The organism is Bradyrhizobium sp. USDA 4541 (assembly GCF_024171085.1).
Lineage (GTDB): Bacteria > Pseudomonadota > Alphaproteobacteria > Rhizobiales > Xanthobacteraceae > Bradyrhizobium > Bradyrhizobium australafricanum.
Genome location: NZ_JALJZF010000001.1, coordinates 3,069,619 through 3,092,306, shown reverse-complemented (window position 1 = coordinate 3,092,306; position 22,688 = coordinate 3,069,619). Strand labels below are relative to the sequence as shown.

Annotated in this window: 22 protein-coding genes; 7 read left to right on the top strand and 15 right to left on the bottom strand. The window is 64.2% G+C overall.

The genetic code is table 11. The features are described from left to right. Positions 1-84 precede the first annotated feature (84 nt). The 3 genes from J2R80_RS14520 to J2R80_RS14510 all read right to left on the bottom strand — a co-directional run bounded on the left by J2R80_RS14520 (position 85) and on the right by J2R80_RS14510 (position 3,163). Positions 85-939 carry an amidohydrolase gene (locus J2R80_RS14520; protein WP_253638790.1) on the bottom strand — a complete coding sequence of 285 codons (855 nt, stop codon included), beginning with the start codon at positions 937-939 and terminating at the stop codon, positions 85-87. Further along, a complete protein-coding gene (locus J2R80_RS14515) occupies positions 936-1,982 on the bottom strand; it encodes an aldo/keto reductase (RefSeq protein ID WP_141340391.1) in 1,047 nt (348 codons plus the stop codon). Before J2R80_RS14515 ends, J2R80_RS14520 begins: the two co-directional genes overlap by 4 nt. Before the next feature lie 866 nt (positions 1,983-2,848). Continuing rightward, positions 2,849-3,163, bottom strand: a complete 315-nt coding sequence (locus tag J2R80_RS14510) for a monooxygenase (RefSeq protein ID WP_076826962.1) — start codon at positions 3,161-3,163, stop codon at positions 2,849-2,851. A 66-nt stretch (positions 3,164-3,229) separates the two neighbouring features. On the opposite strand from J2R80_RS14510, the gene J2R80_RS14505 reads away from it, so the two are divergent. Beyond that, positions 3,230-3,823 (top strand): TetR/AcrR family transcriptional regulator, encoded by a 594-nt coding sequence (locus J2R80_RS14505; protein WP_057017458.1) that lies wholly within the window; start codon positions 3,230-3,232, stop codon positions 3,821-3,823. Between the two features lie 49 nt (positions 3,824-3,872). Next, complete coding sequence (locus J2R80_RS14500) at positions 3,873-4,277, top strand: GFA family protein (RefSeq protein WP_057017457.1); 405 nt, start codon at positions 3,873-3,875, stop codon at positions 4,275-4,277. Between the two features lie 154 nt (positions 4,278-4,431). Here the strand turns inward: J2R80_RS14500 and J2R80_RS14495 are convergent, their stop codons facing one another. Together J2R80_RS14495 and J2R80_RS14490 are read right to left on the bottom strand one after the other, a co-directional pair. Further along, the gene (locus J2R80_RS14495; protein WP_038382395.1) at positions 4,432-5,550 is read right to left on the bottom strand and encodes a branched-chain amino acid ABC transporter substrate-binding protein; all 1,119 of its coding nucleotides are present in this window, start codon (positions 5,548-5,550) and stop codon (positions 4,432-4,434) included. A gap of 85 nt (positions 5,551-5,635) precedes the next feature. Beyond that, on the bottom strand, positions 5,636-6,625 hold the full coding sequence (locus J2R80_RS14490) for a hypothetical protein (protein ID WP_141340389.1): 990 nt from the start codon (positions 6,623-6,625) through the stop codon (positions 5,636-5,638). 24 nt (positions 6,626-6,649) lie between these two features. On the opposite strand from J2R80_RS14490, the gene J2R80_RS14485 reads away from it, so the two are divergent. Beyond that, a complete protein-coding gene (locus J2R80_RS14485) occupies positions 6,650-6,841 on the top strand; it encodes a hypothetical protein (RefSeq protein WP_141340388.1) in 192 nt (63 codons plus the stop codon). Between the two features lie 116 nt (positions 6,842-6,957). Then, positions 6,958-8,985 carry a phenylacetic acid degradation bifunctional protein PaaZ gene (gene paaZ / locus J2R80_RS14480; RefSeq protein WP_141340400.1) on the top strand — a complete coding sequence of 676 codons (2,028 nt, stop codon included), beginning with the start codon at positions 6,958-6,960 and terminating at the stop codon, positions 8,983-8,985. 8 nt (positions 8,986-8,993) lie between these two features. Here the strand turns inward: paaZ and J2R80_RS14475 are convergent, their stop codons facing one another. Then, positions 8,994-9,653: a TetR/AcrR family transcriptional regulator gene (locus J2R80_RS14475; RefSeq protein WP_141340387.1), complete on the bottom strand. Its 660-nt coding sequence runs from the start codon at positions 9,651-9,653 to the stop codon at positions 8,994-8,996. 582 nt (positions 9,654-10,235) lie between these two features. Here J2R80_RS14475 and J2R80_RS14470 point away from each other — a divergent pair. After that, positions 10,236-11,624, top strand: coding sequence for an FAD/NAD(P)-binding protein (locus J2R80_RS14470; RefSeq protein ID WP_141340386.1), 1,389 nt, complete (start codon positions 10,236-10,238; stop codon positions 11,622-11,624). Positions 11,625-11,718: 94 nt separating this feature from the next. On the opposite strand, the gene J2R80_RS14465 is transcribed toward J2R80_RS14470, so the two are convergent. From J2R80_RS14465 to J2R80_RS14455, 3 genes are all read right to left on the bottom strand, one after another. Then, the gene (locus J2R80_RS14465) at positions 11,719-12,516 is read right to left on the bottom strand and encodes a MetQ/NlpA family ABC transporter substrate-binding protein (RefSeq protein WP_141340385.1); all 798 of its coding nucleotides are present in this window, start codon (positions 12,514-12,516) and stop codon (positions 11,719-11,721) included. Between the two features lie 33 nt (positions 12,517-12,549). Beyond that, positions 12,550-13,875 carry an O-acetylhomoserine aminocarboxypropyltransferase/cysteine synthase family protein gene (locus J2R80_RS14460; RefSeq protein ID WP_141340384.1) on the bottom strand — a complete coding sequence of 442 codons (1,326 nt, stop codon included), beginning with the start codon at positions 13,873-13,875 and terminating at the stop codon, positions 12,550-12,552. 129 nt (positions 13,876-14,004) lie between these two features. Continuing rightward, positions 14,005-14,262: a hypothetical protein gene (locus J2R80_RS14455; RefSeq protein ID WP_141340383.1), complete on the bottom strand. Its 258-nt coding sequence runs from the start codon at positions 14,260-14,262 to the stop codon at positions 14,005-14,007. A 30-nt stretch (positions 14,263-14,292) separates the two neighbouring features. Between J2R80_RS14455 and J2R80_RS14450 the strand changes: the two genes are divergently transcribed. After that, on the top strand, positions 14,293-15,693 hold the full coding sequence (locus J2R80_RS14450; protein ID WP_141340382.1) for an LLM class flavin-dependent oxidoreductase: 1,401 nt from the start codon (positions 14,293-14,295) through the stop codon (positions 15,691-15,693). 41 nt (positions 15,694-15,734) lie between these two features. Here J2R80_RS14450 and J2R80_RS14445 read toward each other — a convergent pair whose 3' ends face one another. Together J2R80_RS14445 and J2R80_RS14440 are read right to left on the bottom strand one after the other, a co-directional pair. After that, positions 15,735-16,511, bottom strand: a complete 777-nt coding sequence (locus tag J2R80_RS14445) for a MetQ/NlpA family ABC transporter substrate-binding protein (RefSeq protein WP_141340399.1) — start codon at positions 16,509-16,511, stop codon at positions 15,735-15,737. 28 nt (positions 16,512-16,539) lie between these two features. After that, positions 16,540-17,334 carry a MetQ/NlpA family ABC transporter substrate-binding protein gene (locus J2R80_RS14440; RefSeq protein WP_057017483.1) on the bottom strand — a complete coding sequence of 265 codons (795 nt, stop codon included), beginning with the start codon at positions 17,332-17,334 and terminating at the stop codon, positions 16,540-16,542. Positions 17,335-17,706: 372 nt separating this feature from the next. Here J2R80_RS14440 and J2R80_RS14435 point away from each other — a divergent pair, with 372 nt between their 5' ends. Further along, positions 17,707-18,657, top strand: coding sequence for an aliphatic sulfonate ABC transporter substrate-binding protein (locus tag J2R80_RS14435; protein WP_199805249.1), 951 nt, complete (start codon positions 17,707-17,709; stop codon positions 18,655-18,657). Between the two features lie 13 nt (positions 18,658-18,670). On the opposite strand, the gene J2R80_RS14430 is transcribed toward J2R80_RS14435, so the two are convergent. From J2R80_RS14430 to J2R80_RS14415, 4 genes are read right to left on the bottom strand one after another with little or no spacing between them, the layout of a single operon-like run. After that, entirely contained in the window at positions 18,671-19,336 is a 666-nt protein-coding gene (locus J2R80_RS14430; protein ID WP_141340380.1) for a methionine ABC transporter permease, read from the bottom strand. After that, positions 19,326-20,450, bottom strand: a complete 1,125-nt coding sequence (locus J2R80_RS14425; RefSeq protein ID WP_253589213.1) for a methionine ABC transporter ATP-binding protein — start codon at positions 20,448-20,450, stop codon at positions 19,326-19,328. The genes J2R80_RS14430 and J2R80_RS14425 overlap by 11 nt, the downstream gene beginning before the upstream one ends. Positions 20,451-20,500: 50 nt before the next feature. Next, a complete protein-coding gene (locus tag J2R80_RS14420; RefSeq protein WP_016840109.1) occupies positions 20,501-20,821 on the bottom strand; it encodes a ferredoxin family protein in 321 nt (106 codons plus the stop codon). Then, positions 20,818-22,446, bottom strand: coding sequence for an FAD-dependent oxidoreductase (locus J2R80_RS14415; RefSeq protein WP_253638789.1), 1,629 nt, complete (start codon positions 22,444-22,446; stop codon positions 20,818-20,820). Before J2R80_RS14415 ends, J2R80_RS14420 begins: the two co-directional genes overlap by 4 nt. Positions 22,447-22,688 lie beyond the last annotated feature (242 nt).

Sequence of the window (22,688 nt, the reverse complement as noted above, 5' to 3'; positions counted from 1 at the left end):
CCGATGGCGCGGAGGTCGCTTATGAACCATCCCGGATTGATTCATCAAGGCGCGCTGTGGATCAAATTGGGCGCGGGCTGCAATCTATTTCCGGGATGTTGGCCGTCCGCGGCTTGACAAATAAACCCGCGCCGAATTGCCGCCGAAAATCGCAGCTCTTGCTTCACTTGACAAATCAGCAAGTAGGCACTCCGCGGCTGCGAACCAGTACGCATAGCCGCCGGCGAGGTTGACGACGGGCCAGTCGCTGCCCCACAGCATCCGCTGCGGCCCGAAACATGCCAGTGCATGATCGACGGCCTCGCTGAGATCGGCAACCTGCCAGTTCGGTGCCGCCTCGGTCGCAAGACCCGAGAGTTTGCAGACCACGTTGGATCGTGTGGCGAGGCTTGCGATGTCGTCCTTCCAGGCCGCGATGTCGCCGGTCGCAAGGTGCGGCTTGCCGAAATGGTCGAGCACGAATTGCAGGTCCGGATGGCGATCGACCACCTGAATGAGCCGCGGCAAATGGCGCGGCAGCACCAGCGCGTCGAAGACCAGGTCATGCCGCGCCATGGCCTCGAGCGGCGCCGCCAGTTCGGGGCGCAGCAGCCAGTCGTCATCGGCGATGTCCTGCACCATCGGCCGCAGACCGACCAGGAGCTCGCGCCCGGCAAACGCGTCGATCCGCGCCGCGGCATCGGCGGCGTCGAAGTCGACCCAGCCGACCACGCCGCGCACCTGCTCGGCGCCCTTTGCGATATCGAGCAAAAATGCCGTCTCCGCTTCGGTCGGCGCGGCCTGCACCAGGATGGTGCCTTCGATCCCGGCCGCGGCGAGATGCGGCGCGAGATCGGCCAGGCCGAAGTCGCGGTAGATCGGCCCGCGCTCGGGCGTCAGCCAGCCGTAATCGGCGCGCGCCAGGGTCCAGACATGGTGATGGGCGTCGATCCGCATCATGCCGGCACCGGCGCATGCTGGTCGAGCAGCCCCTCATTCTTCAGGTCGCGCCACAGCGCGGCAGGCACGGGCGACGACAACGCGGCGACGTTGCGCTCGACCTCCTGCGGCGTCTGCGCGCCGAGCACGAGGCTTGCCACCGCCGGATGGCCGAGCGCGAAATGCAGCGCCGCGGTCGGCAGCGCCACGTTGTGGGCGCGGCAGACCCGATCGATCGCCGCCACCTTCTGCATCACGTCCGGCGGCGCATCCCTGTAATTGTACTTGGCGCCGGCAACCGCGCCGGTCGCCAGGATGCCGGAGTTGAAGACGCCACCGAGCATCATGCCGATGTCCTTTGCTTGCGCCAGCGGCAGGAATTCGGCGAGTGCGGGTTGCTCGAGCAGCGAGTAGCGGCCGGCAAGCAGCATGGTGTCGAACGTTCCGGCCTTGGCGAAGCGCACGCACATCTCGGCCTCGTTGACGCCGATCCCGATGCCCTTGACCACGCGCTCGGAACGCAACTTGTCGAGCGCGACATAGGCGCCCTCCATCGCCGCGCGAAACCGCGCCTCGATCGCGTCAGCTCCGTGGGTCCAGACGTCGACGTCGTGGATCAGCAGCAGGTCGATGCGATCGGTGCCGAGCCGCAGCAGCGACTGCTCCACCGAGCGCATGGTGCCGTCATAGGAATAGTCGAACACCGCGCGATGCGGCGCGCCGCCGGCGAAATTGGAGCCGTCGCCGCGGCCGTGGAACGGGTCCATCCAGCGCCCGACCTTGGTGCAGACGACGACGTCGTCGCGCGCCACGCGGCGCAGCGCGGTGCCGCTGCGGTGTTCGGCGAGGCCATGGCCGTAGAGCGGCGAGGAATCCAGCAGGTTGACGCCCAGCGCAAACGCCCGCTCCGCTGCTGCGATCGCAGCAGTGTCGTCGAGCCGTGCGAACAGGTCGCCGAGCGGTGCTGTGCCGAAGCCGAGAATGGAGACGTCGAGCCCGGTGCGGCCGAGCCTGCGGCGTGGCAGTGCCGGGGAGCCTGGATCGGAGGATTGTTGTTGGGTCATTATGGCCTCCCGCCTGCGTTTCTTGTTAGCCCCTCATCAGACTAGCGTCGTTGACCGGGATCGTGAAGAGACCTTGGCGGCCGACGCCGCGGTGTGGTCTCTCATCGCGCACGCACCACATCGCTAAAATGCAATGCACAGCTTCACGTTGCCTATCGGCGGGAAATAGGCTATGGGAGCGCTCCGCAACTTCAACGCAGGAGGCGACGATGTTCAGGTCTGTGCGCTTCCCGGGTTCGCCGCGCGATATTTGACGCGCGTCCCGGGATCGGATCCCGGGTAAAATCGCAACACCCACCCGCAATCGAATCTGCCGCGGGCCTTGGGCTCCGCGCTTGCGGAACTTTTGTCATGACCTCGACGCTTCAGGTGACCTCTCGTCGCGAGCCACACGCTCCGTGCTGCTCGAACATCAGCTGCGGAGGTATCATCCACACGTTCAGGGAAGGGTCCGCGCGCTGCCATGCGGCACACGCGTCTTGCGGACCTTGCTGCGCGCTTTCCTGCGCTGTTGTTCGCGCTGGCGGTCCCGCGAGCCGGGATCGCGTCGGCGCGCGCACGCGCATGCGTCATCGACGGCCGCTCGCTCGCGGACGCCGCGGCCGCGGCGGGCATTCCGCTGTGGCGGCGCAGATTGCCGCAGGAAGCATTCACCGCTCCGATCACGGGACTGCCCGATGACGAGCTGTTTCGCCGGCAGATCGCGAACCACCTGCCGCCGTCACCGAAGCTCGCGCCTATCTGGCTGAAATCCGTCGCGGCGGTTGCCGAGCTCGCCATGGGCCGGCGGCGGTCTGGATCGCGCGCGAGCTGGTCCCAGCGCCGCCGCGCACCCGTGATGCGCATCCGCCTCCGCCGCGTCGTTGCTAATCGTCGGCAACAATCTGATGGGCAAGGTTGTCGACCACCACAGGACTCTCGAAATAGGTCACCGTCGGATCGGCGCCATATTTCTCGCGGGCGCGGGCGCGCCACGCATCGGTGTAAAGCGCCTCCGCCTCCACCCTCGAGTTCCAGAAATAGATACCGCCGGCCGTCATCCCGTCCTCGGACAGCAAATAGGTCTTTCGGAACAGCCCCTGAATGCCGCGATAGATCGGCGCGGTGCTCAGGAAGATGCTGCGGGCTTCCTCGCGCGTGATCGGCTTCGGCAGCTTGAACGTCGTGACAGCGGTAATCATCCGGATCTCCTCGGGTTCATTCTTGACATCATTGTCAATATTGACGATTGTGTCAACAATGAGCCGATGGAGTGGATCGAAATGGTGGGCGTGCGTCAGTTCGACGAGGACGAGATGATCGCAACCGCGCTCGACGTGTTCTGGCGCAAGGGCCTGCACGATGCGACCATGCAGGACCTCGCGGCCGCGACCGGCGTCCAGCGCGGCAGCCTCTACAACGCCTATGGCGACAAGGAAGCGATCTTCCTGCGCGCCTTCGATCAGTATGCCGCGCAATTCCTGGACGCGGCCGGCAGCGCGCTGGCGCAGGGCGATACCTCAGCGAGACTGAGGGACTTCTTTGACATGATCATCGTCAACATGACGAACGGCACGCCGCAGCGGGGCTGCCTGACGACGCGCACTGCGCTGGACGCTGCCATTTCGAGCGCGGATGTGCGTCAGCGCGTGCTGGACGTGCTCACCCGGCTCGAGCAACTGGTCGGCAAAGCCATCAGCGCGGCGCCGAACAGGCGCAGCACGGCCGATGCAAACCGGCTGGCGCGCGTCATCGTGACGTTCACGCGCGGGCTCGCCGTGATGGAGCGCGCCGGATACAGCCGCAAGCAGTTGAGGGAGTCGGCCACCACATTCATCGATGCCGTGATTGGCGACGCCTGAGGCGGCGTCCTTGTCGCGGCGACGGCGTCATCGAATGGGAGAAACCAGCATGCAGGAACGGAACGGCGGCTGCCTGTGCGGCGCGGTGCGTTACACGCTCAAGAGCGAACCGCGGAGCATCGCGATATGTCATTGCACACATTGCCAGCGGCAAAGCGGCAGCCTGTTTTCATTCAACCTCGTGATCCGCGAAACCGACTACCAGCAGTCGGGCGAGACGGTGGCGTTCGTCGACAAGGGCGACAGCGGCCATCCGGTCCATCGTCATTTCTGCGGGCGCTGCGGGTCCCCTCTGCTGGCGAAGACCGCATTGATGCCCGGCAAGGTCGTGGTGAAAGCCGGCACGCTCGACAGCATGGAGGGATTGCAGCCGCAGGCCGAGATCTATACCGATCGCGCCGTCGCATGGCTCGCGCCGATCCCCGGCGCTGCGCGCTTTCCCCGGAACATGTGACCGGATGCGCCGACCACGGGCGCAGCGGGAAACGATTCAGCCTGGCCAGGGTTGCCTCCGTTCCGATTGCATCGGAACGGAGGCTCTCGATTTTGCTTTGACGCGTTTTCCTCACGCGAACCGGTATCCGCTTCGCTCGAAAACGCTCTGGCGATCATTGACCGGCCGGCAATTCGGCGTAGTTGCCGTCCTTGTCACGGCGGTACACGACGTAGTCGATCAGGGTGATGTCACCCTTCGGCGTATAGCTGATCTTGCCGAGCACGGTATCCCAGCTTCCGGCCTTGATGGCCGCCGCGACCTTCTTGGCGTCGGTGGTCTGGGCACGGGCCGCGGCCTGGCTCCAGATCTGGAACGCGGCATAGCTGTAGAGCGTGTAGCCGTCGGGATCGATGCCCTTGTCCTTGAACTTCTTCAAGGTCGCGGCCGCGGTCGCCTTCTTGCGCGGGTCGGGCGAGAAGGTAAACAGCGAGCCTTCGGCAAGCGGACCTGCGATCGCGGCGAACTGCTTGTCGACCAGGGCGTCGCCGCCCATCAGCACAGCATTGACGCCCTGCTCGCGCATCTGGCGCAGGATCAACGCAGCCTCGGCATAATAGCCGCCGACATAGACGAAATCGATCGACTCTTTCTTGAAGCGGGATACCAGAGCGGCAAAATCCTTGTCGCCCTTGGTATAGGCCTCATAAAGCTTTTCCTTCACGCCCGCGGCGTTGATGGCGTTCTTCGTTTCGTCGGCAAGGCCTTTGCCGTAGGTCGTCTTGTCGTGGATGATCGCGACGTTCTTGGTTTTGTAGTTCTTGATAATGTAGGCGGCCGCAACCGTGCCCTGCTGGTCATCCCGGCCGCAGACACGGAACGTGTTCCACAACCCGCGCTCGGTGAATTGCGGATTGGTCGAGCCCGGCGTGATCTGCAGCACATTGCCCTCTGCATAGGCGTCCGACGCAGGGATCGAGGTCGATGAGCAGAAATGCCCAACGACGAACGGAATCCTCGCGCCTGCCATCTTCTCGGCAACCGACACCGCCTGCTTCGGATCGCAGGCATCGTCGCCGACCTCCAGCTTCAGCTTCTTGCCAAGCACGCCACCCGCCGCATTGATATCGGCAATCGCGAGATCAGCACCGTTCTTGAACTGCTGGCCGAAGCTCGCCTCGGAGCCGGTCATCGGCCCGACCACGGCAACACTGATATCCTGTGCCATGGCGGCGCCGGACAAGGCCAGGCTCGCGCCGAGCGCAAGAAAATATCCTCGAAGTGCAAACTTCATCACATTCTCCTCGATGGTCTCAAGTCGCCTCAATGCATCGCAGTCGACGAATCCGCCGATTGCAACGATCACCGGGGGCTGCCTTTTAAGCGCGAGACGATCGGCAGGCTCGGACTGAGGCGACGGGGGATTGGACATATGCGACATCGGGCAACAATGTGAAACACGTTGTCGTGCATTGACGTCTGAAATCGCCCGCAGCGGACGTGATTGGGCGGCGATGTTGGGTGCGCGACAGCACACAGGCTGGCCGAGAGCGCTGTTTGCGACGTCGCCCGAGATCGACCAGATGCCGGACGACGGCGCCGCGCAGCTCGGGCGTCGCGAGCTGGTAGCTGTCGTCAAGCTCCCTGATGTAGAGCGCCAGCAGACGCATCGCCTCGGTGTTCGCGGGCAACGACCGGTTCAGCATGTCCTCGGGATCGCGGACCAGCAGTGCCAGCGCCTTGCGCGGGAGCCTGAGACCGACGAAACGGCTCGGCGAGACCGGGACCACCATGTTGCCCACCTCCGCGCTCGACTCCAGCACGGCCTGCCCCGGGCCCAGCTCGATGTCGCGGCCGCGCTGCGACGCGCGGGCGTTGCCGCTCGTGATGATCGTCAGCACAAGGTCGTCATTGCCGTCGAACAGCTCGCGCGGCCGTGCGATCTTGAGGTTGCTGCACGCCCAGGACACGATCCCGAGCCCAGGCAGCTCGCGCACATTGGCTTCGGCATGGAACGCGCCGACGCTCAGTGGCTCCGGATCGAGCTTCACGATCATCCGCCCGATCTGCTCGCGAAAGATCGGCAAGCGGTCGCGCTCGCCGAAATCCGCGGTCGAGAACCGAAACCCGGCGATATCCGGCGACTGCATCGTCACCGGCTGATCCTCATGGCGGCAGGAGGTGGCCGGTGATATTCGGCCGATTTGTGGCAGCATGACACCGCGCGTAAGCACGGTCCCGTGCTTACGCGTCGGCGCTTTGCTGGCCGACAGGCGATGCTCGGCCGGATCATCCTGACGTTCTTGTCGGATCTGAAATCGCAACCGAGACCGAAATCGTGCTCGCTCGATATTGCCCGGTGTCGTCATCCCAAGCCGTTACGCGGATTATAATTGACTGACCGGACGGTCAATAGTAATCCAAGCGCACGTCACGCAACCTTCGGCCACCAGAAGCCGCAACGGGAGGTCATCATGGTCAGCGATTTGGTGTTGACCGATATCCGCACCGGATATCGCGTCGTGACGCTCAACGCCTTTCTCGAAAAGCGCGCGACGCGCTTTGTCGGACGAGCCAAAGCTTGAACGTTCGGATTGAACATTCCGCCGTCAAGGCGAGACGCATCATTGATCACAAGTCAGAAGGTCCAATTGCGATGACACAGCCTCAATCCAGTGGTGCACGGACGGCGGGCAACGTCATGAAGCTCGACAGCTTCGTGCGCGGAAAATGGTCCGGCCCGGGCGAACCGGCAGCCGAGATTCACAGTGCCGTCACCGGCGATGTGGTGGCGGTCACCACCAGGAGCGATCTCGACATGCGCGAGATCCTCGCCTATGGCCGCGCGATCGGCGGCAAACATCTCAGAAAGCTGACGTTCCATCAGCGCGCGGGCCTACTGAAGGCGCTGGCCGACTATCTGACCCAGCACAAGGACCGGCTCTACAAACTGTCATTCCACGCAGGCGCAACCCGCACCGACGCAATGATCGACGTCGACGGCGGCATCGGCACGTTGTTCGCCTATGCCGGCAAGGGCCGCCGCGAGCTCCCGAACAGCAAATTCCTGCTCGATGGCAACGTCGAAGGGCTCTCCAAGGCTGGCGCATTCGCCGGTCAGCATATCGTGACGCCGCTGCACGGCGTCGCAGTGCACATCAACGCATTCAACTTCCCGTGCTGGGGCATGCTGGAGAAGCTGGCGCCGGCGCTGCTGGCCGGCGTGCCCGTCGTGACCAAGCCCGCGACGGTCACCTCCTATGTCGCCCACGAGCTGGTTCGGATCATCACCGAATCCGGCGCGCTGCCCGAAGGCGTGCTGCAATTCATCGTCGGATCGACCGGCGACTTGTTCGACCATCTGACCTGCCAGGACGTCGTGTCCTTCACAGGCTCGGCCGACACGTCGCAAAAACTGCAGCGGCATCTGGTCATCGCGCGCGAGGCGGTCAGGTTCATCGCCGAACGGGATTCGCTGAACGCCGCAATCCTCGCTCCGGACGCAGTGCCGGGAAGTCCGGAGTTCGACCTCTTCGTCAAGGAAGTGGCGAAGGAGATGACGGTCAAGGCCGGCCAGAAATGCACCGCGATCCGTCGCGCGCTGGTGCCGTCGGCACGACTCGATGCCGTGATCACGGCGCTGCGCGACCGTCTGGCCAAGGTCACGATCGGCAATCCCGAAAACGACAAGGTCAGGATGGGGCCGCTTGTCGGGCTCGGCCAGCGCAGCGATGTGCTTGCCCATGTCGCGAAGCTTCGCGCCGAAGCCGAACTGGTGGCCGGCGATCCCGGCAACTTCGCGCCGCTCGATGCCGACGCGAAGCGCGGCGCCTTCGTTCCGCCGCTGCTGCTGCATTGCGCCAAGCCGCTCGCCGCATCCGCAGTCCACGCGATCGAGGCGTTCGGCCCTGTCAGCACCGTGATGGGTTACGACGATCTGGAGCAGGCCATCGCGCTGACCAATCGCGGCGGCGGCAGCCTCGTCGCATCCATCTACACGCACGACATCCCGGCAGCGACCGAACTGGCATTTGGCATCGGCAGTTTTCACGGCCGCGTCGCGATCATCGACCGCGACTGCGCGAGCGAGCACACCGGACACGGTTCGCCGATGCCGCAGATGGTTCACGGCGGCCCCGGCCGGGCCGGCGGCGGCGAGGAACTGGGCGGCGTCCGCAGCCTCCAGCACTACATGCAGCGCACCGCATTGCAGGGATCGCCGGCGATGCTGAGCGGCGTCACCGGCCGCTGGTTCAAGGGCAGCCCGATGCTCGAAGGCGACCTGCATCCGTTCCGCTATCACTATGACGATCTCGAGATCGGCCGCACGCTGGTCTCGAAGTCGCGGCAGGTCACGCTCGACGACATCGAGCACTTCGCGCATTTCACGGGCGACACCTTCTACGCCCATATGGACGAGGAAGCGACCAAGGGGCATCCTTTCTTCCCGGGCCGCGTCGCGCATGGCTATCTGCTGCTGTCGTTTGCGGCCGGCCTGTTCGTCGATCCCGACTACGGGCCGGTGCTGGCGAATTACGGCCTCGACTCGCTGCGCTTCGTCAAACCCGTCCAGCCCGGCGAACAGATCCAGGTGCGGCTGACGGCGAAGGAGAAGATGCCGCGCAACAAGCAATATGGCGAGGTACGCTGGGACGTCGAGATCACGACCGGCACCGGCGAAACCGCGGCGACCTACGAGCTGCTGACCATGAACGCGATGCGGGGTTAAGAGGCGCGTCAGAGCAACTCGGCCTGTCGGCCGCGGCCGGCCGATTTCGCCCTGCCGCGCGGCCGGGTGGCGCCGGCCGCGGCATCGTCGGCGCCGGCCAGCACGAGCTGCGCGACGAAACCGGCATATTCGGCGCGGGTCATCGGCCCGCCCTCGCGAAACCACATGTAATGCCAGTTCAGCATGCCGAAGACGCTCATCGTCAGCGGCTTGAGCAGGCGCTTGTGCTTCGCCGCCGGCACGGCGGCGGCGAGTGCGTCCGACATGATCCCGACCAGGATCCGCTCGCTTGCGAGCAGCGGCTGCTGCTTGTCCTTCGGCAACAGCTTGAGACTTGAGATCTGGACCTGATGTTCGGCGTCGGCATGCCGGTAGAGCTCGAGCAGGGTCGCAACGATCGTCCTGAAGCGCGCGACCGGATCGCCGGCCTGTGCGCTCGCCTTGCGGACCGCCGCCACCAGCTTCGCGAGGTGCGACGACAGGATATCGAACAGGATCGCTTCCTTGTCGGGATAATAGTGATAGAGCAGCGCCTTCGAAACCCCGCAGGCATCGGCGATGGTGTTCATCGACGTGCCGACATATCCCGATGCGGCAAACAGCTGGGCCGAGCGATGCAGCATTGAGAGGCGCTTGTCGTCATAGTCCTTGGCGCGCGATCGGGCCATGTCTTGTCCGTTTCACCAGGCGGCCGTTCGGCCATCGTCCAGAGATGTCAGTCAATAGTCGCAAGGTTCCGGGACCACAGCCCCGCCTCCGAACCGCTATTTATTGACCATCCGGTCGGACAATTCCATAAGCCCGGCGATCGGGCAACATTGCCCGGAATGAATTTTCCTGGCGCCGCGTCGCGAGAGCATCTCTCTGCTGCAAATCGCCTCGCCATGCGCGTCTGATTGCAAAGTTCGCGGCGCCGCCGAGTTTCGCGCGCGTCCCGAACAGGAGCGTGTTATCGTTCATCGAACGGCTCGGAATGCGAAGGAGGCTCTGGGTGCGGACATCCTCTTGGCTCCACGTCCTTCGTCGCGCGGCCCGTCGGCTGAAGAGATGGCAGCGGCGGCTGGCCCGCGCCGCCAACCCCGACGGCAAGGACATGCACGAACTCTTTCTGTTTGGTCCTCACGGCTGATCGCTCGTTGGCGCGACGCATGCCCAGTCGAGACCGCAGCAGATGTGATCCATCGCCACGCCGACGTCAGTCTGCCCACGCCGCACATGTCGTGCGGCAGGATCACGCACAGAGCGATAGCATGACAGCTCCTCGAGCGCGTCACGTCATCATCGTCGGCGGCGGTGCAAGCGGCGTCCTGCTGGCGCACCAGCTACTGCGTCAACCGACGGACGATGTCCGTGTCAGCCTGATCGAGCAGCGTCCCGACATCGGGCGCGGCATCGCCTATCATACCGGCAATCCGGATCATCTGCTCAATGTACGGGTCGCGAATATGAGTGCGCTGCCCGACCAGCCGGACCATTTCTGGCACTGGCTGATCTCGCGCGGGGCGGACGCGCCGCTCTGCCCTGATCCCTATTGCTTCGTGCCGCGGCGCATCTTTGGTGACTACATTGCCAGTCTGCTCGAGCAACAGGCGTCCGATCAGGCCAACATCCAACGCCTGTCGATCGTGCACGGCAGATGCATCGCGATCCGCGAACGGCGAGGCGACGTCACCGCCAGCCTCGACGACGGCCGGCAGCTGGTCGGCGACATCGTCGTTCTCGCAACCGGACACGATCCACGCGCGAACAGTCCGGGACATGCCGATCCCTGGGCAGCACCGTCTGCCGCTGCGATCGCCGACGACGCGACCGTCCTGATCCTCGGCACGGGCCTGACGATGGTCGATTACGTGCTGTCGTTGCTGCGCGACGGACATCGCGGGCCGATCGTTGCGATGTCGCGCCGAGGCCTTCTCGCGAAACCGCACCGCCGGGTCGACGCCGTGCACATCGAGGAGGCGGAGGTCCCCTTCGGCTCCGGAATCGGCAGCCTGCTTCGCTGGCTTCGCGGCCGCATCGACCGGCACATCGCAGCGGGCGGCGATTGGCGCAGCGTGATCGATGGGCTTCGCCCCCATACCCAGCGACTGTGGCGTGAGCTCCCGCTTTCGTCCAAGCGCCGGTTCCTCGAGCACGCACGCGCCTGGTGGGACGTGCATCGGCATCGGATGGCGCCGCAAGTGGAGGTCCGGATCACTGAAGCGATCTATGGAGGCCGGCTCACCCCGATGGCCGCAAAGCTGATCTCGGCCGAGCCCGACCGGACAGGCGCGATCGTCAGTTACCGGCGGCGCGGCGAGAGCAGGCTCCGTCGCATGCATGTCGGCGCCATCGTCGACTGCACCGGCATTGTCAAGGATCCGCGCGCAACCGCCAATCCCGCGGTGCGCAGCCTGCTCGAGCTTGGCCTGGCGCGCGTCGATCCGCTCCGCATCGGCATCGAAACCGATCGCAATTGCGCGATCATCGGTCACGACGGCGTCCCATCGCGCCGCCTGTATGCCGTCGGCCCGCTCACGCGCGCCGCGTTCTGGGAAATCAGCGCAATTCCCGACATCCGCAACCAATGCGCCGAGCTTGCCGCTCTGCTGGTTCACTCCGACGAGGGGCGGCGACTTGCATCCCTCGCGCGCGTCTAGAACCCCGTTCCGATGGAATCGGAACGGAGCTCCAGATTCCAGTTTTGACGCGCTTTCCTGCCGCGAACCGGCGTCCACTTCGCTCGGGAAAGCTCTAGCTGCCGAAGCCGGCCGGAATGAACGCCGGCAGCTTCTCCTCGATGAAGTGCTTGACCTCGGGTGAATTGAAGACCTGGATGAAGGCCTTCAGGCGCGGATCGTCCTTCTTGTCCGGCCGCGCGGTAAAGCGCAGCACGAGACCGTCATCGACCGTGCGGTCGATCACCAGCGCCGATTTTGGATCACCGCCGGCCGGAATCAGATAGGTGATGTTGACGAGCGCAAGCGTGACGTCATCGAGCGACCGGTAGGTCTGCGCCGGATCGAGCTCGACGATCTTCAGGTTCTTGGGATTTTCGATGATATCAAACCGATTGACCGAAAAACCCTTGCCCGGCGCCAGCTTGATCAGTCCGGCGCGTTCGAGCAGGATCAAGCCACGCGCGCCGTTGAGCGGCTCGTTCGGGATCGCAACGCTGTCGCCGGACTTGATCTCCTCGAGCGACTTGATCTTCTTCGAGAACAGCCCGACGGGCGCGATCACGCCGACCTTGTCGACCTGGACCAGGTCGAAGCCGCGCTGCTTGTTCTGGATCGCGAGATAGGTGGCGTGCTGGAACAGGTTGGCGTCGACGTCGCCGCTGTTCACCGCCTCGTTCAACGCGACCCAGTCCGACAGCTCGACGATCTTGACGTCCTGCCCCTTATCCCTGGCGAGCTTGGCGGCAAAGCCAGCCAGCTGACCGACCGGGCCGGCGCTGGTCGCGATCTTGAGAGGTTCGTCCGCAACGGCGGCCGCAGTCATGGCAAGCAGCACGCCAGCCGCCTGCGCCAGGCGCAACAATGTCTTCATGGTCTCGGTTTCAACTCCGTCTTCAGGGATCGATCAGGCCGCCTTGCGGCCGCTGCTTCCCGCCTCAGCCTCGGCCAATGCCTGGGTGAGGTCGGCGAGGATGTCGTCGGGATGTTCGATGCCGACCGAAAGCCTGATGTAGCCGGGCGTCACGCCTGCCGCGAGCTGTTCCGCGGCGCTCAGCTGCTGATGGGTGGTCGACGCCGGGTGGATCGCCAGCGAGCGCGCATCGCCGATATTGGCGACGTGATAGAACAGTTTCAGCGCATCGATGAAACGACGGCCGGTCTCGACGCCCCCCTTCAGCTCGAAGCCGACCAGCCCGCCATAGCCGCCCTTCAGATAGAGATCGGCGCGGCGCCGGTCCTCCCCGCTCTGCAGTCCGGGGAAGATCACGTGCGAAACGGCGGGATGTCGTGCCAGGAAATTCGCGACCTTGATCGCGTTCTCGTTGTGCTGACGCAGCCGCAGGGGCAAGGTCTCGAGTCCCTGGATGAACTGAAATGCGTTCTGGGGAGCGACCGCGGCACCGAGATCGCGCAGCAGCTTCACGCGCGCGCGCAGGATGTAGGCGATCGGACCCAGCGGCTTGGCTGCCTCGGTCCAGATCGCGCCGTGATAGGCATCGTCCGGCTGCGTCAGCAGCGGGAAGCGCTCGGCGTGCGCCGCCCAGTCGAAATTGCCGCCGTCGATGATCGCTCCGCCAATCGACGTGCCGTGGCCGCCGATATACTTTGTCGCGGAATAGACGACGATCGCTGCGCCGTGCTCGAACGGGCGCGCAATGAGCGGGACGGCGGTGTTGTCGAGAATCAGCGGCACGCCGAGCGAACGGCCGATATCCGCGACTTCCCTGATCGGGAAGACGTTGAGCTTGGGGTTCGGCAGCGTCTCGGCGAAATAGGCCCGGGTCTTCGCATCGGTCGCCCGGCGGAAGTTTTCCGGATCGGCCGGATCGACGAAGCGAACCTCGATGCCGAACTGCTTCAGCGTCTGCGACAGCAGCGTCCAGGTGCCGCCGTACAGATCGGTCGATGAGACGATATTGTCGCCGGCTTGCGCGATGTTGAAGATCGCGTAGGCCGTCGCCGACTGGCCCGACGCCACGGCCAGCGCGCCAACGCCGCCTTCCAGCGCGGCCAGGCGCTCCTCGAACGCGTCAGCCGTCGGATTCTTGATCCTGGTGTAGATCTGTCCGATCGCCTCCAGGGCGAACAGCCGCGATGCGTGATCGGTATTCTCGAATTGAAAGGACGTCGTTTGGTAGATCGGAACGGCGACGGCGCCGGTCGCCGGGTCAGACCGGTACGATCCGCCATGCAAGGCGAGCGTCTCGACATTCTTGGTTTCGATCGGCATCTCGAAATTCTCCTGAAATCCGTGGACCCAGCATCAAAAGGCAAAGAATGATGCGCAGCAGCGTCCGCGACTGTCGAGACATCGGAGAAAATAGCGATGAGCGTGCTGGCGGCGCGTCTGATGGCGTCGCTAATTTTTCAGCCGCGGCGCCTGTCGCGTAACATTTGTTTCACTGCTCCGCCGGTTTGAACGGCTCAGTGGAGCTGATGAGTCATCTGCCGATCGCGCCTGCAAATCAGTACGCAATGTCGTGCATACCGTCATTTCGAACAGCACGACGACGTCGAACAAACGAATCTCTGCTGCGCCGGATCGAAGACAAAGCACGATCTTGATCCTGTCTTTCCATATAGAAAATAAAACCGCGCAGCTGACGTGATAAATCACCTCTCAGTCCTCAATTAGCGAAATTGCGCAATGACCAGACCAAAGGAACTTCGCTTCAACGCGTTCAACATGATGGCGCCGAGCCACAACTGGGCCGGTCTCTGGTCGCATCCGCGCGACACTTCACTCAACTACAACTCGCTCGACTATTGGGTCGACTACGCCAGAACCGCCGAACACGGCCTGCTCGACGGCATCTTCCTCGCCGACGTCTTTGGTATCTATGACGTCTACGGCAGCAGTCCTGACACTGCGCTGCGTCACGCCGTTCAATTGCCGAACGCCGAGCCGACCCTGCTCGTCTCCGCCATGGCTTACGCAACGAAGCATCTCGGCTTCGGCATCACATCCAACCTCACCTACGAGCATCCCTACCAGTTCGCCCGCCGCTTCTCGACGCTCGATCATCTCACTCGCGGGCGGATCGGCTGGAACATCGTCACCGGCTATCTCGACAGCGGCGCCCGCGGAATGGGCCTTGAGGCCAACCGCGCGCATGATGAACGCTACGAGGCGGCCGAGGAGTTTCTCATTGCGAGCTATAAGCTATGGGAAGGCAGCTGGGAGGACGGCGCCGTTCGCCGTGACCGGACAGCGCGCGTGTTCACGGATCCGGCAAGGATCCACAATGTGCGGCACCAGGGACTTCATTACCAGGTCGACGGCATCCACCTCGCCGAACCCTCGCCACAACGCACACCGTTGCTGTATCAGGCGGGAACCTCGAAGCGCGGCCGCGCCTTCGCGGCGAGGCACGCGGAGGCGATCTTCCTCAACGGCCAGACCAGGCCCATTCTGGCCCGTGCCGTACGCGAGATCAGGGAAGCGGCCAAGGCGTTCGGACGAGATCTCTATGATATCCGCCTGTTCGCCGGCGCGACCGTGATCGTTGCCCCGACGCGCGCGGAGGCCAACGATCTGCTCGAGGAGTACGCAGGGTATGTCGATCAAGCCGGCCAGCTGGCTCTGCTCTCGGGCTGGACCGGCATCGACTTCTCGAACTATCGTCCCGATCAGGCGGTACAATATGTCGAGAGCAACGCGATCCAGTCGATGGTCGAGAATTTCACGTTGCGGAGCGAGCGGCCGGTCAAGGTCGGTGATCTCGCGACGCTGAGCCGGATCGGCGCACGCTCGCCATTCGTGGTCGGCTCACCCCAGGACGTGGCCGATGAGCTGATCGCCTGGGCCGACGAAACCGACGTCGACGGCTTCAACCTGTTCCGCCTCGTCGCGCCGGAATCACTGACGTCATTCGTCGACCTCGTCGTGCCGGAATTGCAGTCACGCGGAGTCTACAAGACAGCCTATCGCGAAGGCACGCTCCGCGAGAAGCTGTTCCCCGGACGCGGACCCTATCTTGACGCCACGCATCCCGGCGCCGGCTTCCGCCGCGCCTCGACGGCAGCGCGCACCGAAGCCGCCGAATAGATCGGCCTGGAAACCTCCTGGCGATGGGCGGTCAACGCCCGTCACCAGGTTGCGATGTAGGTGCCCTTGAAGCGTTTCTCGAGGAATGCCTTGACCTCCTCGGAATGGTAGGCATCGATCAACTGCTTGACCCAGGGCTTGTCCTTGTCCGCCTCGCGCACGGCAACGATGTTGACCCACGGGCCATCGGCCGCCTCGCGAGCAATTGCATCGGTGGCGGGATTGAGCCCGGCCTGAACCGCATAATTGTTGTTGATCGAGACCAGATCGACATCTTGCAGGGAACGCGGCAACTGCGCGGCATCAAGCTCGACGAAGCGCAGATGCTTCGGATTGTCAGTGATGTCGGCAATGGTCGACGCGACGTTGTTGGGGTCCTTGAGCTTGATCACGCCGTGCAGCGCAAGGATCATCAGGCCGCGCGCGCCATTGGAAGGATCGTTGGCGATCGCCACCCGCCCGCCATCCGGAAGATCGGCCAGCTTCTTGTATTTCAACGAGTAGACACCCTGCGGCGACGCAATCGTGTTGGCGACCTTGACGATCTTCCAGCCGGTCTTCGATATCTGGTTCTTCAAATAAGGTTCGTGCTGGAACGAATTGGCCTCGAGATCCCCGAGCGCGAGCGCCTGGTTCGGGATCACGTAGTCCGTGAATTCGACCACCCTGATGTCGAACCCATGGCCCGCAGCCACCTTCTTGACGACTTCGAGGATCTCGGCGTGTGGTCCGGCCGTGACGCCAACGCGGACCGTCTCGGCCCTCGCGGTGCCGACCAGGAGCGTTACCGCGGCAACCGCCGTCATCAGAATACGCATCATCATCCCTCAGCAATTGGAGCGGCAACTACCAGCCGGGCAGCACCGCGCCCTTGAACTTGGTCTGGACGAATTCCTTGATCTCGGGCGTGTGGTAGCTGTCGACCAGGATCTTGACCCACGGCTTGTCCTTGTCGGCGGAGCGAACCGCAATCAGATTGACGTATGGCCCTTTCGGATCCTCGCGCAGGATCGGATCCTTGACCGGATCGAGACCGGCCTGTGTCGCATAGTTGGTGTTGATGACCGCCGCATCGACATCGTCGAGCGCCCGGGGCGCCTGGGCTGCGTCGACCTCGACGAATTTCAGGTTTTTGGGATTGTCGGCGATGTCGATAACGGTCGGCTTGAAGCCGACGTCGCTCTTCAGCTTGATTGCGCCCTTGTCGCGCAGCAGAAGCAGCGCCCGGCCGCCATTGGTCGGATCATTGGGAATTGAGACCTTGGCTCCGTCAGGAACGTCGGCCCAGTTCTTGTGCTTGCGCGAATAGACGCCGATCGGAAAATTGACCGTCAGTCCCACCTGCTCGATCTTGTAGCCGCGATCGGCTTTCTGGTTGTCCAGATAAGGCTGGTTCTGAAACGAGTTGGCCTGGATGTCGCCGGCGTCGAGCGCCGCGTTCGGAACGACATAGTCGGAGAACTCGATAAGCTGAAGCTCGAGCCCGCTCTTCGCCGCGATCGGTTTCACGGCCTCAAGGATTTGTGCATGCGGCCCGGGTGTCACGCCGATCTTGATCGTTTCTGCCGCGGCGGCGGTCGACCAGATCGCAACAGCGCCTGCAAGAGCGAAAATGGATCGAAGCAACATCTTGGTCTCCATGGAACTGAACTCGCTATCAAGCTCATCGCTCGCGCCGGGGACGAAATCAATGAAATGAGAATCCAAATTTTTCCCGATGACGAGTCGCCGCTGCTGTGGCCGCGATGAAAAGAGAATGGAGCCGGCCGGGCATCTTGGCGCAGCGAGCGACTTATCTGCCGATGCCGGCGGCAACGCGTAGGCCAAAAATACTTTTCTCGCTGACTTCGCTCGCAGAGAAAATTGCACTCGTTCGGACGGCTTCTCCGCGATTGCCTCCGACGCACCGATTGCACACAAATGGCAACAGATCGAACCGGCTAAGGACAACTTGCCATGCCCATCTTTGCCCGCCCCATCCCGCAAGCGCAGGCCGCATCATCGGCGACTGCGATGTCGCGCCGTCTTGCTGTCGCCGCCATCGGGCTGCTTGCGATGACCTCGCTGGTTCGGCCTGCGGCCGCCGAGGAAATCCGGATCGGCTACCAGAAATCGTCGACGCTGACCGCTATCCTGAAGACCAACGGCGCGCTGGAGAAGGCGTTGGCGCCGCTCGGCATCACCGTGTCGTGGCACGAGTTCACCAGCGGCCTGCCGCTGCTCGAGGCCATCAATGTCGGCAGCATCGATTTCGGAGCCGACGTCGCCGACACCGTGCCGATCTTCGCCCAGGCCGCCGGCGCCAAGCTCGCTTACGTCGCCGAGGAAGCCGCTTCTCCATCGGCGCAGGCGATCCTGGTGCCGAAGGATTCCGCGATCAAAGCGCCGGCCGATCTCAAGGGCAAGAAGGTCGCGGTCACCAAGGGCGCGGGCAGCCACTTCCTGCTGCTAGCGGTACTTGCCAAGGCCGGACTGTCCTTCAAGGACATCACGCCGGCCTATCTGACGCCGGCCGATGGCCGCGCGGCATTCGTCAGCGGCAATGTCGACGCCTGGGTCGCCTGGGATCCGTTCCTCAGCAGCGCGCAACGCCAGTCCAGCGCGCGCATCCTGACCGACGGCAGCGGCGGGCTCGCCAACTACAAGCGTTACTATCTTGCCTCGGCCGCGATCGCCGAAAAGCGGGCCGATGCACTGAATGTCATCTTTGCCAGGTTGGTGGAAACCGGCACCTGGATCAAAGCCAATCCGAACGAGGCCGCGGCGCTGCTCGCCGGCCTGTGGGGCATCGACGCCGCCACGGTGGAGGAGGCCAACAGCCATCGCTCCTACAAGGTCGGCGTGGTCACCGCGGCCGGCCTTTCCGAGCAGCAGAAGATCGCCGATACCTTCACGGCGGAAGGTCTGCTGCCACGCAAGGTCGATACCGGCGACGTCAAGATCTGGGCACCGAAGGGATCGTGACGCCACCGCGCCTTTAGCGATGACGCAGGCGGCGGTTGACGCGGCGCGCCAGATAGTCGCCGGCGGTCTGCACGGTCTGAACCAGCGCGATCAAAACGACGACGACCGCCAGCATCATTTCGGGCATGAAGCGCTGATAGCCATAGCGAATGCCGAGGTCGCCGAGGCCGCCGCCTCCGACGGCCCCGACCATTGCGGAGTAGCCGAGCAGGCTGACCACCGCGAGTGTCAAGGCCAGCACCAGGCCCGGCAACGCCTCCGGGATCAAGACCTTGAACACGATTTGCAACGGGCTTGCACCGAACGAGGACGCCGTCTCGATCAGACCGGCATCGACCTCGCGGATCGCCGCCTCGACCAGACGGGCAATGAACGGCGTTGCCGCGATGGTGAGCGGCACGATTGCCGCGCCCGATCCGATCGAGGTGCCGGCAATCAGCCGCGTGAAAGGAATGATCGCAACCACCAGGATGATGAACGGCGTCGAGCGGGCCGCATTGACGATGACGCCGAGCACGCCATTGGCTGGCGGCGCGGCGAACAGCTCCCCTTTCCGGCTGGTCGCCAGGAAGACGCCAAGCGGAAGGCCCAGCGCGGTCGCAACCAGCGCAGCCACCGAGACCATGAAAAGGCTCTCGCCCGTGGCCTGAACGATCAGGTTGATGAGTTCACGCGACATAGCCGAGACGCTCCACCAGAATGTCATGCTGAGAAAGATAGGCCAGGGCCTGCCTGGCCGTGGCTTCACCGCCGGGAATGCCAAGGATTAGCGAGCCCACGTGCTGGCCGCCGATCTCATCGATGCGGGCCGATAGCAGCGCCACGTCATGGGACAGTTCGCGCGAAAGCCGCGCCACGACGGTGTCGCCGGCTTCAGTACCGCGCACCTGCACGCGAAGGACCGTCTGCCCGCCGGCAACCGGCTGTGGCGAAAGGCGGCTCGCCAGCGAGACCGGAACACTGTCCCCGATCACCTCGGAAAGGAACGCCTGCGTGACCGGATGCTGGGGATGCGTGAAGATTTCCGCGACATGGCCGCGTTCGACGACCTGGCCGCCGTCGATCACCGCGACTTCCTTGGCGAGTTGGCGGACCACCGACATCTCGTGGGTGATCAACACGATCGTGACCCCGAGTTCACGATTGATGTTGGCCAGCAGGTCCAGAATCGCGCGCGTGGTCTGCGGATCGAGCGCCGACGTCGCCTCGTCGGACAGCAGCACATTCGGCCGAGTCGCCAGCGCGCGGGCGATGCCGATGCGCTGCTTCTGGCCGCCGGACAATTCCGAGGGATAACGATCGTATTTGTCGGCAATGCCGACGAGCTCGAGCAGCTCGGCCACACGGACGGCGATGTCGGCCCTGGACCAGCCGGCGATCTCGAGCGGCAAGGCGATATTGTCCGCCGCCGTCCGCGACGACAGCAGGTTGAAGTGCTGGAAGATCATGCCGATCGAGCGCTGCGCCAGGCGCAGCTCGCGACCGGCAAGCGCCGAGATCTCGCTGTTATCGACGACGACGCGGCCGCTCGACGGCTTCTCAAGCCCGTTGATGAGGCGGACGAGGCTCGATTTGCCAGCGCCGGAGCGGCCGATCACGCCGGTGATCGAGCCGCGCGGGATCGCGAAGTCGATCGCCTGCAAGGCATGCACGCTCGGCTTGCCGCGATAGGCCGGATAGACCTTCGAGACCGCCTCGAAGCGGATCATGGCTCCGCTCGCGTTGGAAGCGAGCGGAATGGACGGCAGCGGCGCAACATGCTGCGCCGTCGTCAGGGATTGATGTACATTCATTCAGTCGGTCCAATTGGGAAATGGCTTCGGTCGCCGGGCACAGCCCGGGCTCAATGACCAAAGAGCAGATAGCTGCGGTCGATGCCGCGGAGATCGCGCGTCTCGTCGGTCCAGCCGACCGCGCGGCGGTAGCTGCCCAACGCGGCAGTCTGCCGCAACGCGACCACGTCGGTCGGGCGAGGCTCCTCCGCATAAGGCGACACGTAAAGCGCGTCCTCGGGACAATACAGTTCGCAGAGGAAACAGGTCTGGCAATCGCCCTGACGGGCGATCACCGGAATCCCCTCCGTCTTGTCGAAGACATTGGTGGGGCAGACATTCACGCAGATGTCGCAGGACGTGCAGCGCTCGGCGTCGATCACCTCGATCATTCCGCGGCCTCTGCATAGCTGGCCTCGGCATGCGGCCGCACCGTGGTCCAGACCTCGTCCAAGCCGCCGCTCGTCACGTAATGGCGTTGGCGGTCGTCTTGATCGGGATAGTCGTCGCGGCGATGCATGCCGCGGCTTTCGTTCCGCGCCAGCGCGCTGCGGTACATCCAGCGCGACGTCGCCAGCATGGCCGCGCTCTCGCGGGCACGTAGCAGATCGTCCTTGCTCGCCGCATCGGCCGATGATGCATCGACCCACGCCGCATCCAGCCGCTCGAGGGCGCCTTCAAGACGCGAGGCGTGCCGGAAGTAGTTCAGCTCATACGGATAGACTTCGTCCTGGACCGCCTTTGCCAGCGCGGCGGGCTCAAACGCGCGACCCGCATTGCTCCGGAACGCGACGGTGCCGGCGGACGCCAGTCGTCGCTGACGCGCCGGGCCCAGCTGCCTTGCATAGCCAGCAGCGCCCCATCCGGCCCAGGTCCCCGATGACATCGCCCAGGCGGCGTTGTGGCTGCCGCCGCCGGTGAAGCCGCCGCAGATCAATTCGCGCGTCGCTGCATCACCGGCGGCATAGAGCCCGGGCACGCTGGTGGCGCAGCTGTCGTCGACAATGCGCAGGCCGCCGGTGCCGCGCACGGTGCCTTCGAGCCGCAAGGTGACGGAAAAACGCTCCCTGAAGGGATCGATGCCGGTGCGATCGAACGGCAGGAAGAAATTCGGCTGCGACGCGCGCATGTGACGCTGCACGTCGTCGTCGGCCTTGTCGAGGCGCGCGTAAACCGGCCCCTGAAGCAACGCGCGCGCAATCGCCGATCGCCCGCCCTTGGATGCCGCACCGGGAACGACGCTGCCGTCCTCGTAGCTGAAGGTCGCCCAGCCGTAGAACAGTGTCTTGGTCACGGAGCCGAACGCCGGTGAGATCGCATAGGGATTCGAGAATTCCATGCTGCTGAACTCGGCCCCGACCTCCGCGGCCATCAGGTAGCCGTCTCCGGTCAGCACATTCGATCCCAGCGTCTTGCTCAGGAACGCGCAGCCGCCGGTCGCCATGACGACAGCCTTGGCGCGCACGATCCAGCGATCGTGCTTCTGGCGGCGCACGCCGCTGGCTCCCGCAACCGAGCCGTCGTCATCCACCAGCAGCTCAAGCGCCGGACTGTGATCGAGAATGGTGACGCCGGCCTGCTTGGTGCGCTTGCGCATCAGGCGCATGTATTCCGGCCCCTGCAGCGAGTTGCGCTGCGATGTGCCGCTGTCGTCGACCGGGTAAGGGTAACCCCAGGCGGCCAGACGATTGCTGTCCTCGTAGGTCTGGTCGAGCACGCGCGCCATCCAGCGGCGATCCTGCAGGTGCCCGCCCATCTTTTCGCGATTGGCCATTGCGGCCCTGCGCAGCGCCGGATTGGGATCGACATACCAGACGCCGGTGCCGGCAGCCGCGGTGGCACCCGACGTGCCGCAAAATCCCTTGTCGGCGAGCACGACGCGTGCGCCGCACTCGGCTGCGCTCACCGCAGCCCACGTGCCTGCCGGTCCGCCGCCGATCACCAGCACGTCGGCGTCGAATTCGACCGAACCGCCTGGCGCGGTTCGCTGTTCGGCGCGTCGCTCGTGGACTGTCATGGTTCAGTTCTCCGGAAGGCACCGATTGCTTGCAACGCGCCGCAACAGCATCGTTACGCGTGCAGGCTGCCCTGGCAATTTCAGATATTTGCGCAGACTTGGACGAAGCTTCCCCTGCCGCGGCACGTGGCAGAATATTCATGCGGCGGCGGAGGGGATGTTCCGCTCATCGCAGAAGATCGACACCGGATTTGTTCGCAGATCGCGCAGCGGAGACGGAAATTTCTTTTTGCATGCACGCG

Coding starts and splice junctions, on each gene's coding strand:
- J2R80_RS14520 (WP_253638790.1), bottom strand. CDS start 939: ATGATGCGGATCGACGCCCATCACCATGTCTGGACCCTGGCGCGCGCC.
- J2R80_RS14515 (WP_141340391.1), bottom strand. CDS start 1,982: ATGACCCAACAACAATCCTCCGATCCAGGCTCCCCGGCACTGCCACGC.
- J2R80_RS14510 (WP_076826962.1), bottom strand. CDS start 3,163: ATGATTACCGCTGTCACGACGTTCAAGCTGCCGAAGCCGATCACGCGC.
- J2R80_RS14505 (WP_057017458.1), top strand. CDS start 3,230: ATGGAGTGGATCGAAATGGTGGGCGTGCGTCAGTTCGACGAGGACGAG.
- J2R80_RS14500 (WP_057017457.1), top strand. CDS start 3,873: ATGCAGGAACGGAACGGCGGCTGCCTGTGCGGCGCGGTGCGTTACACG.
- J2R80_RS14495 (WP_038382395.1), bottom strand. CDS start 5,550: ATGAAGTTTGCACTTCGAGGATATTTTCTTGCGCTCGGCGCGAGCCTG.
- J2R80_RS14490 (WP_141340389.1), bottom strand. CDS start 6,625: ATGACGACACCGGGCAATATCGAGCGAGCACGATTTCGGTCTCGGTTG.
- paaZ (WP_141340400.1), top strand. CDS start 6,958: ATGAAGCTCGACAGCTTCGTGCGCGGAAAATGGTCCGGCCCGGGCGAA.
- J2R80_RS14475 (WP_141340387.1), bottom strand. CDS start 9,653: ATGGCCCGATCGCGCGCCAAGGACTATGACGACAAGCGCCTCTCAATG.
- J2R80_RS14470 (WP_141340386.1), top strand. CDS start 10,236: ATGACAGCTCCTCGAGCGCGTCACGTCATCATCGTCGGCGGCGGTGCA.
- J2R80_RS14465 (WP_141340385.1), bottom strand. CDS start 12,516: ATGAAGACATTGTTGCGCCTGGCGCAGGCGGCTGGCGTGCTGCTTGCC.
- J2R80_RS14460 (WP_141340384.1), bottom strand. CDS start 13,875: ATGCCGATCGAAACCAAGAATGTCGAGACGCTCGCCTTGCATGGCGGA.
- J2R80_RS14450 (WP_141340382.1), top strand. CDS start 14,293: ATGACCAGACCAAAGGAACTTCGCTTCAACGCGTTCAACATGATGGCG.
- J2R80_RS14445 (WP_141340399.1), bottom strand. CDS start 16,511: ATGCGTATTCTGATGACGGCGGTTGCCGCGGTAACGCTCCTGGTCGGC.
- J2R80_RS14440 (WP_057017483.1), bottom strand. CDS start 17,334: ATGGAGACCAAGATGTTGCTTCGATCCATTTTCGCTCTTGCAGGCGCT.
- J2R80_RS14435 (WP_199805249.1), top strand. CDS start 17,707: ATGTCGCGCCGTCTTGCTGTCGCCGCCATCGGGCTGCTTGCGATGACC.
- J2R80_RS14430 (WP_141340380.1), bottom strand. CDS start 19,336: ATGTCGCGTGAACTCATCAACCTGATCGTTCAGGCCACGGGCGAGAGC.
- J2R80_RS14425 (WP_253589213.1), bottom strand. CDS start 20,450: ATGAATGTACATCAATCCCTGACGACGGCGCAGCATGTTGCGCCGCTG.
- J2R80_RS14420 (WP_016840109.1), bottom strand. CDS start 20,821: ATGATCGAGGTGATCGACGCCGAGCGCTGCACGTCCTGCGACATCTGC.
- J2R80_RS14415 (WP_253638789.1), bottom strand. CDS start 22,446: ATGACAGTCCACGAGCGACGCGCCGAACAGCGAACCGCGCCAGGCGGT.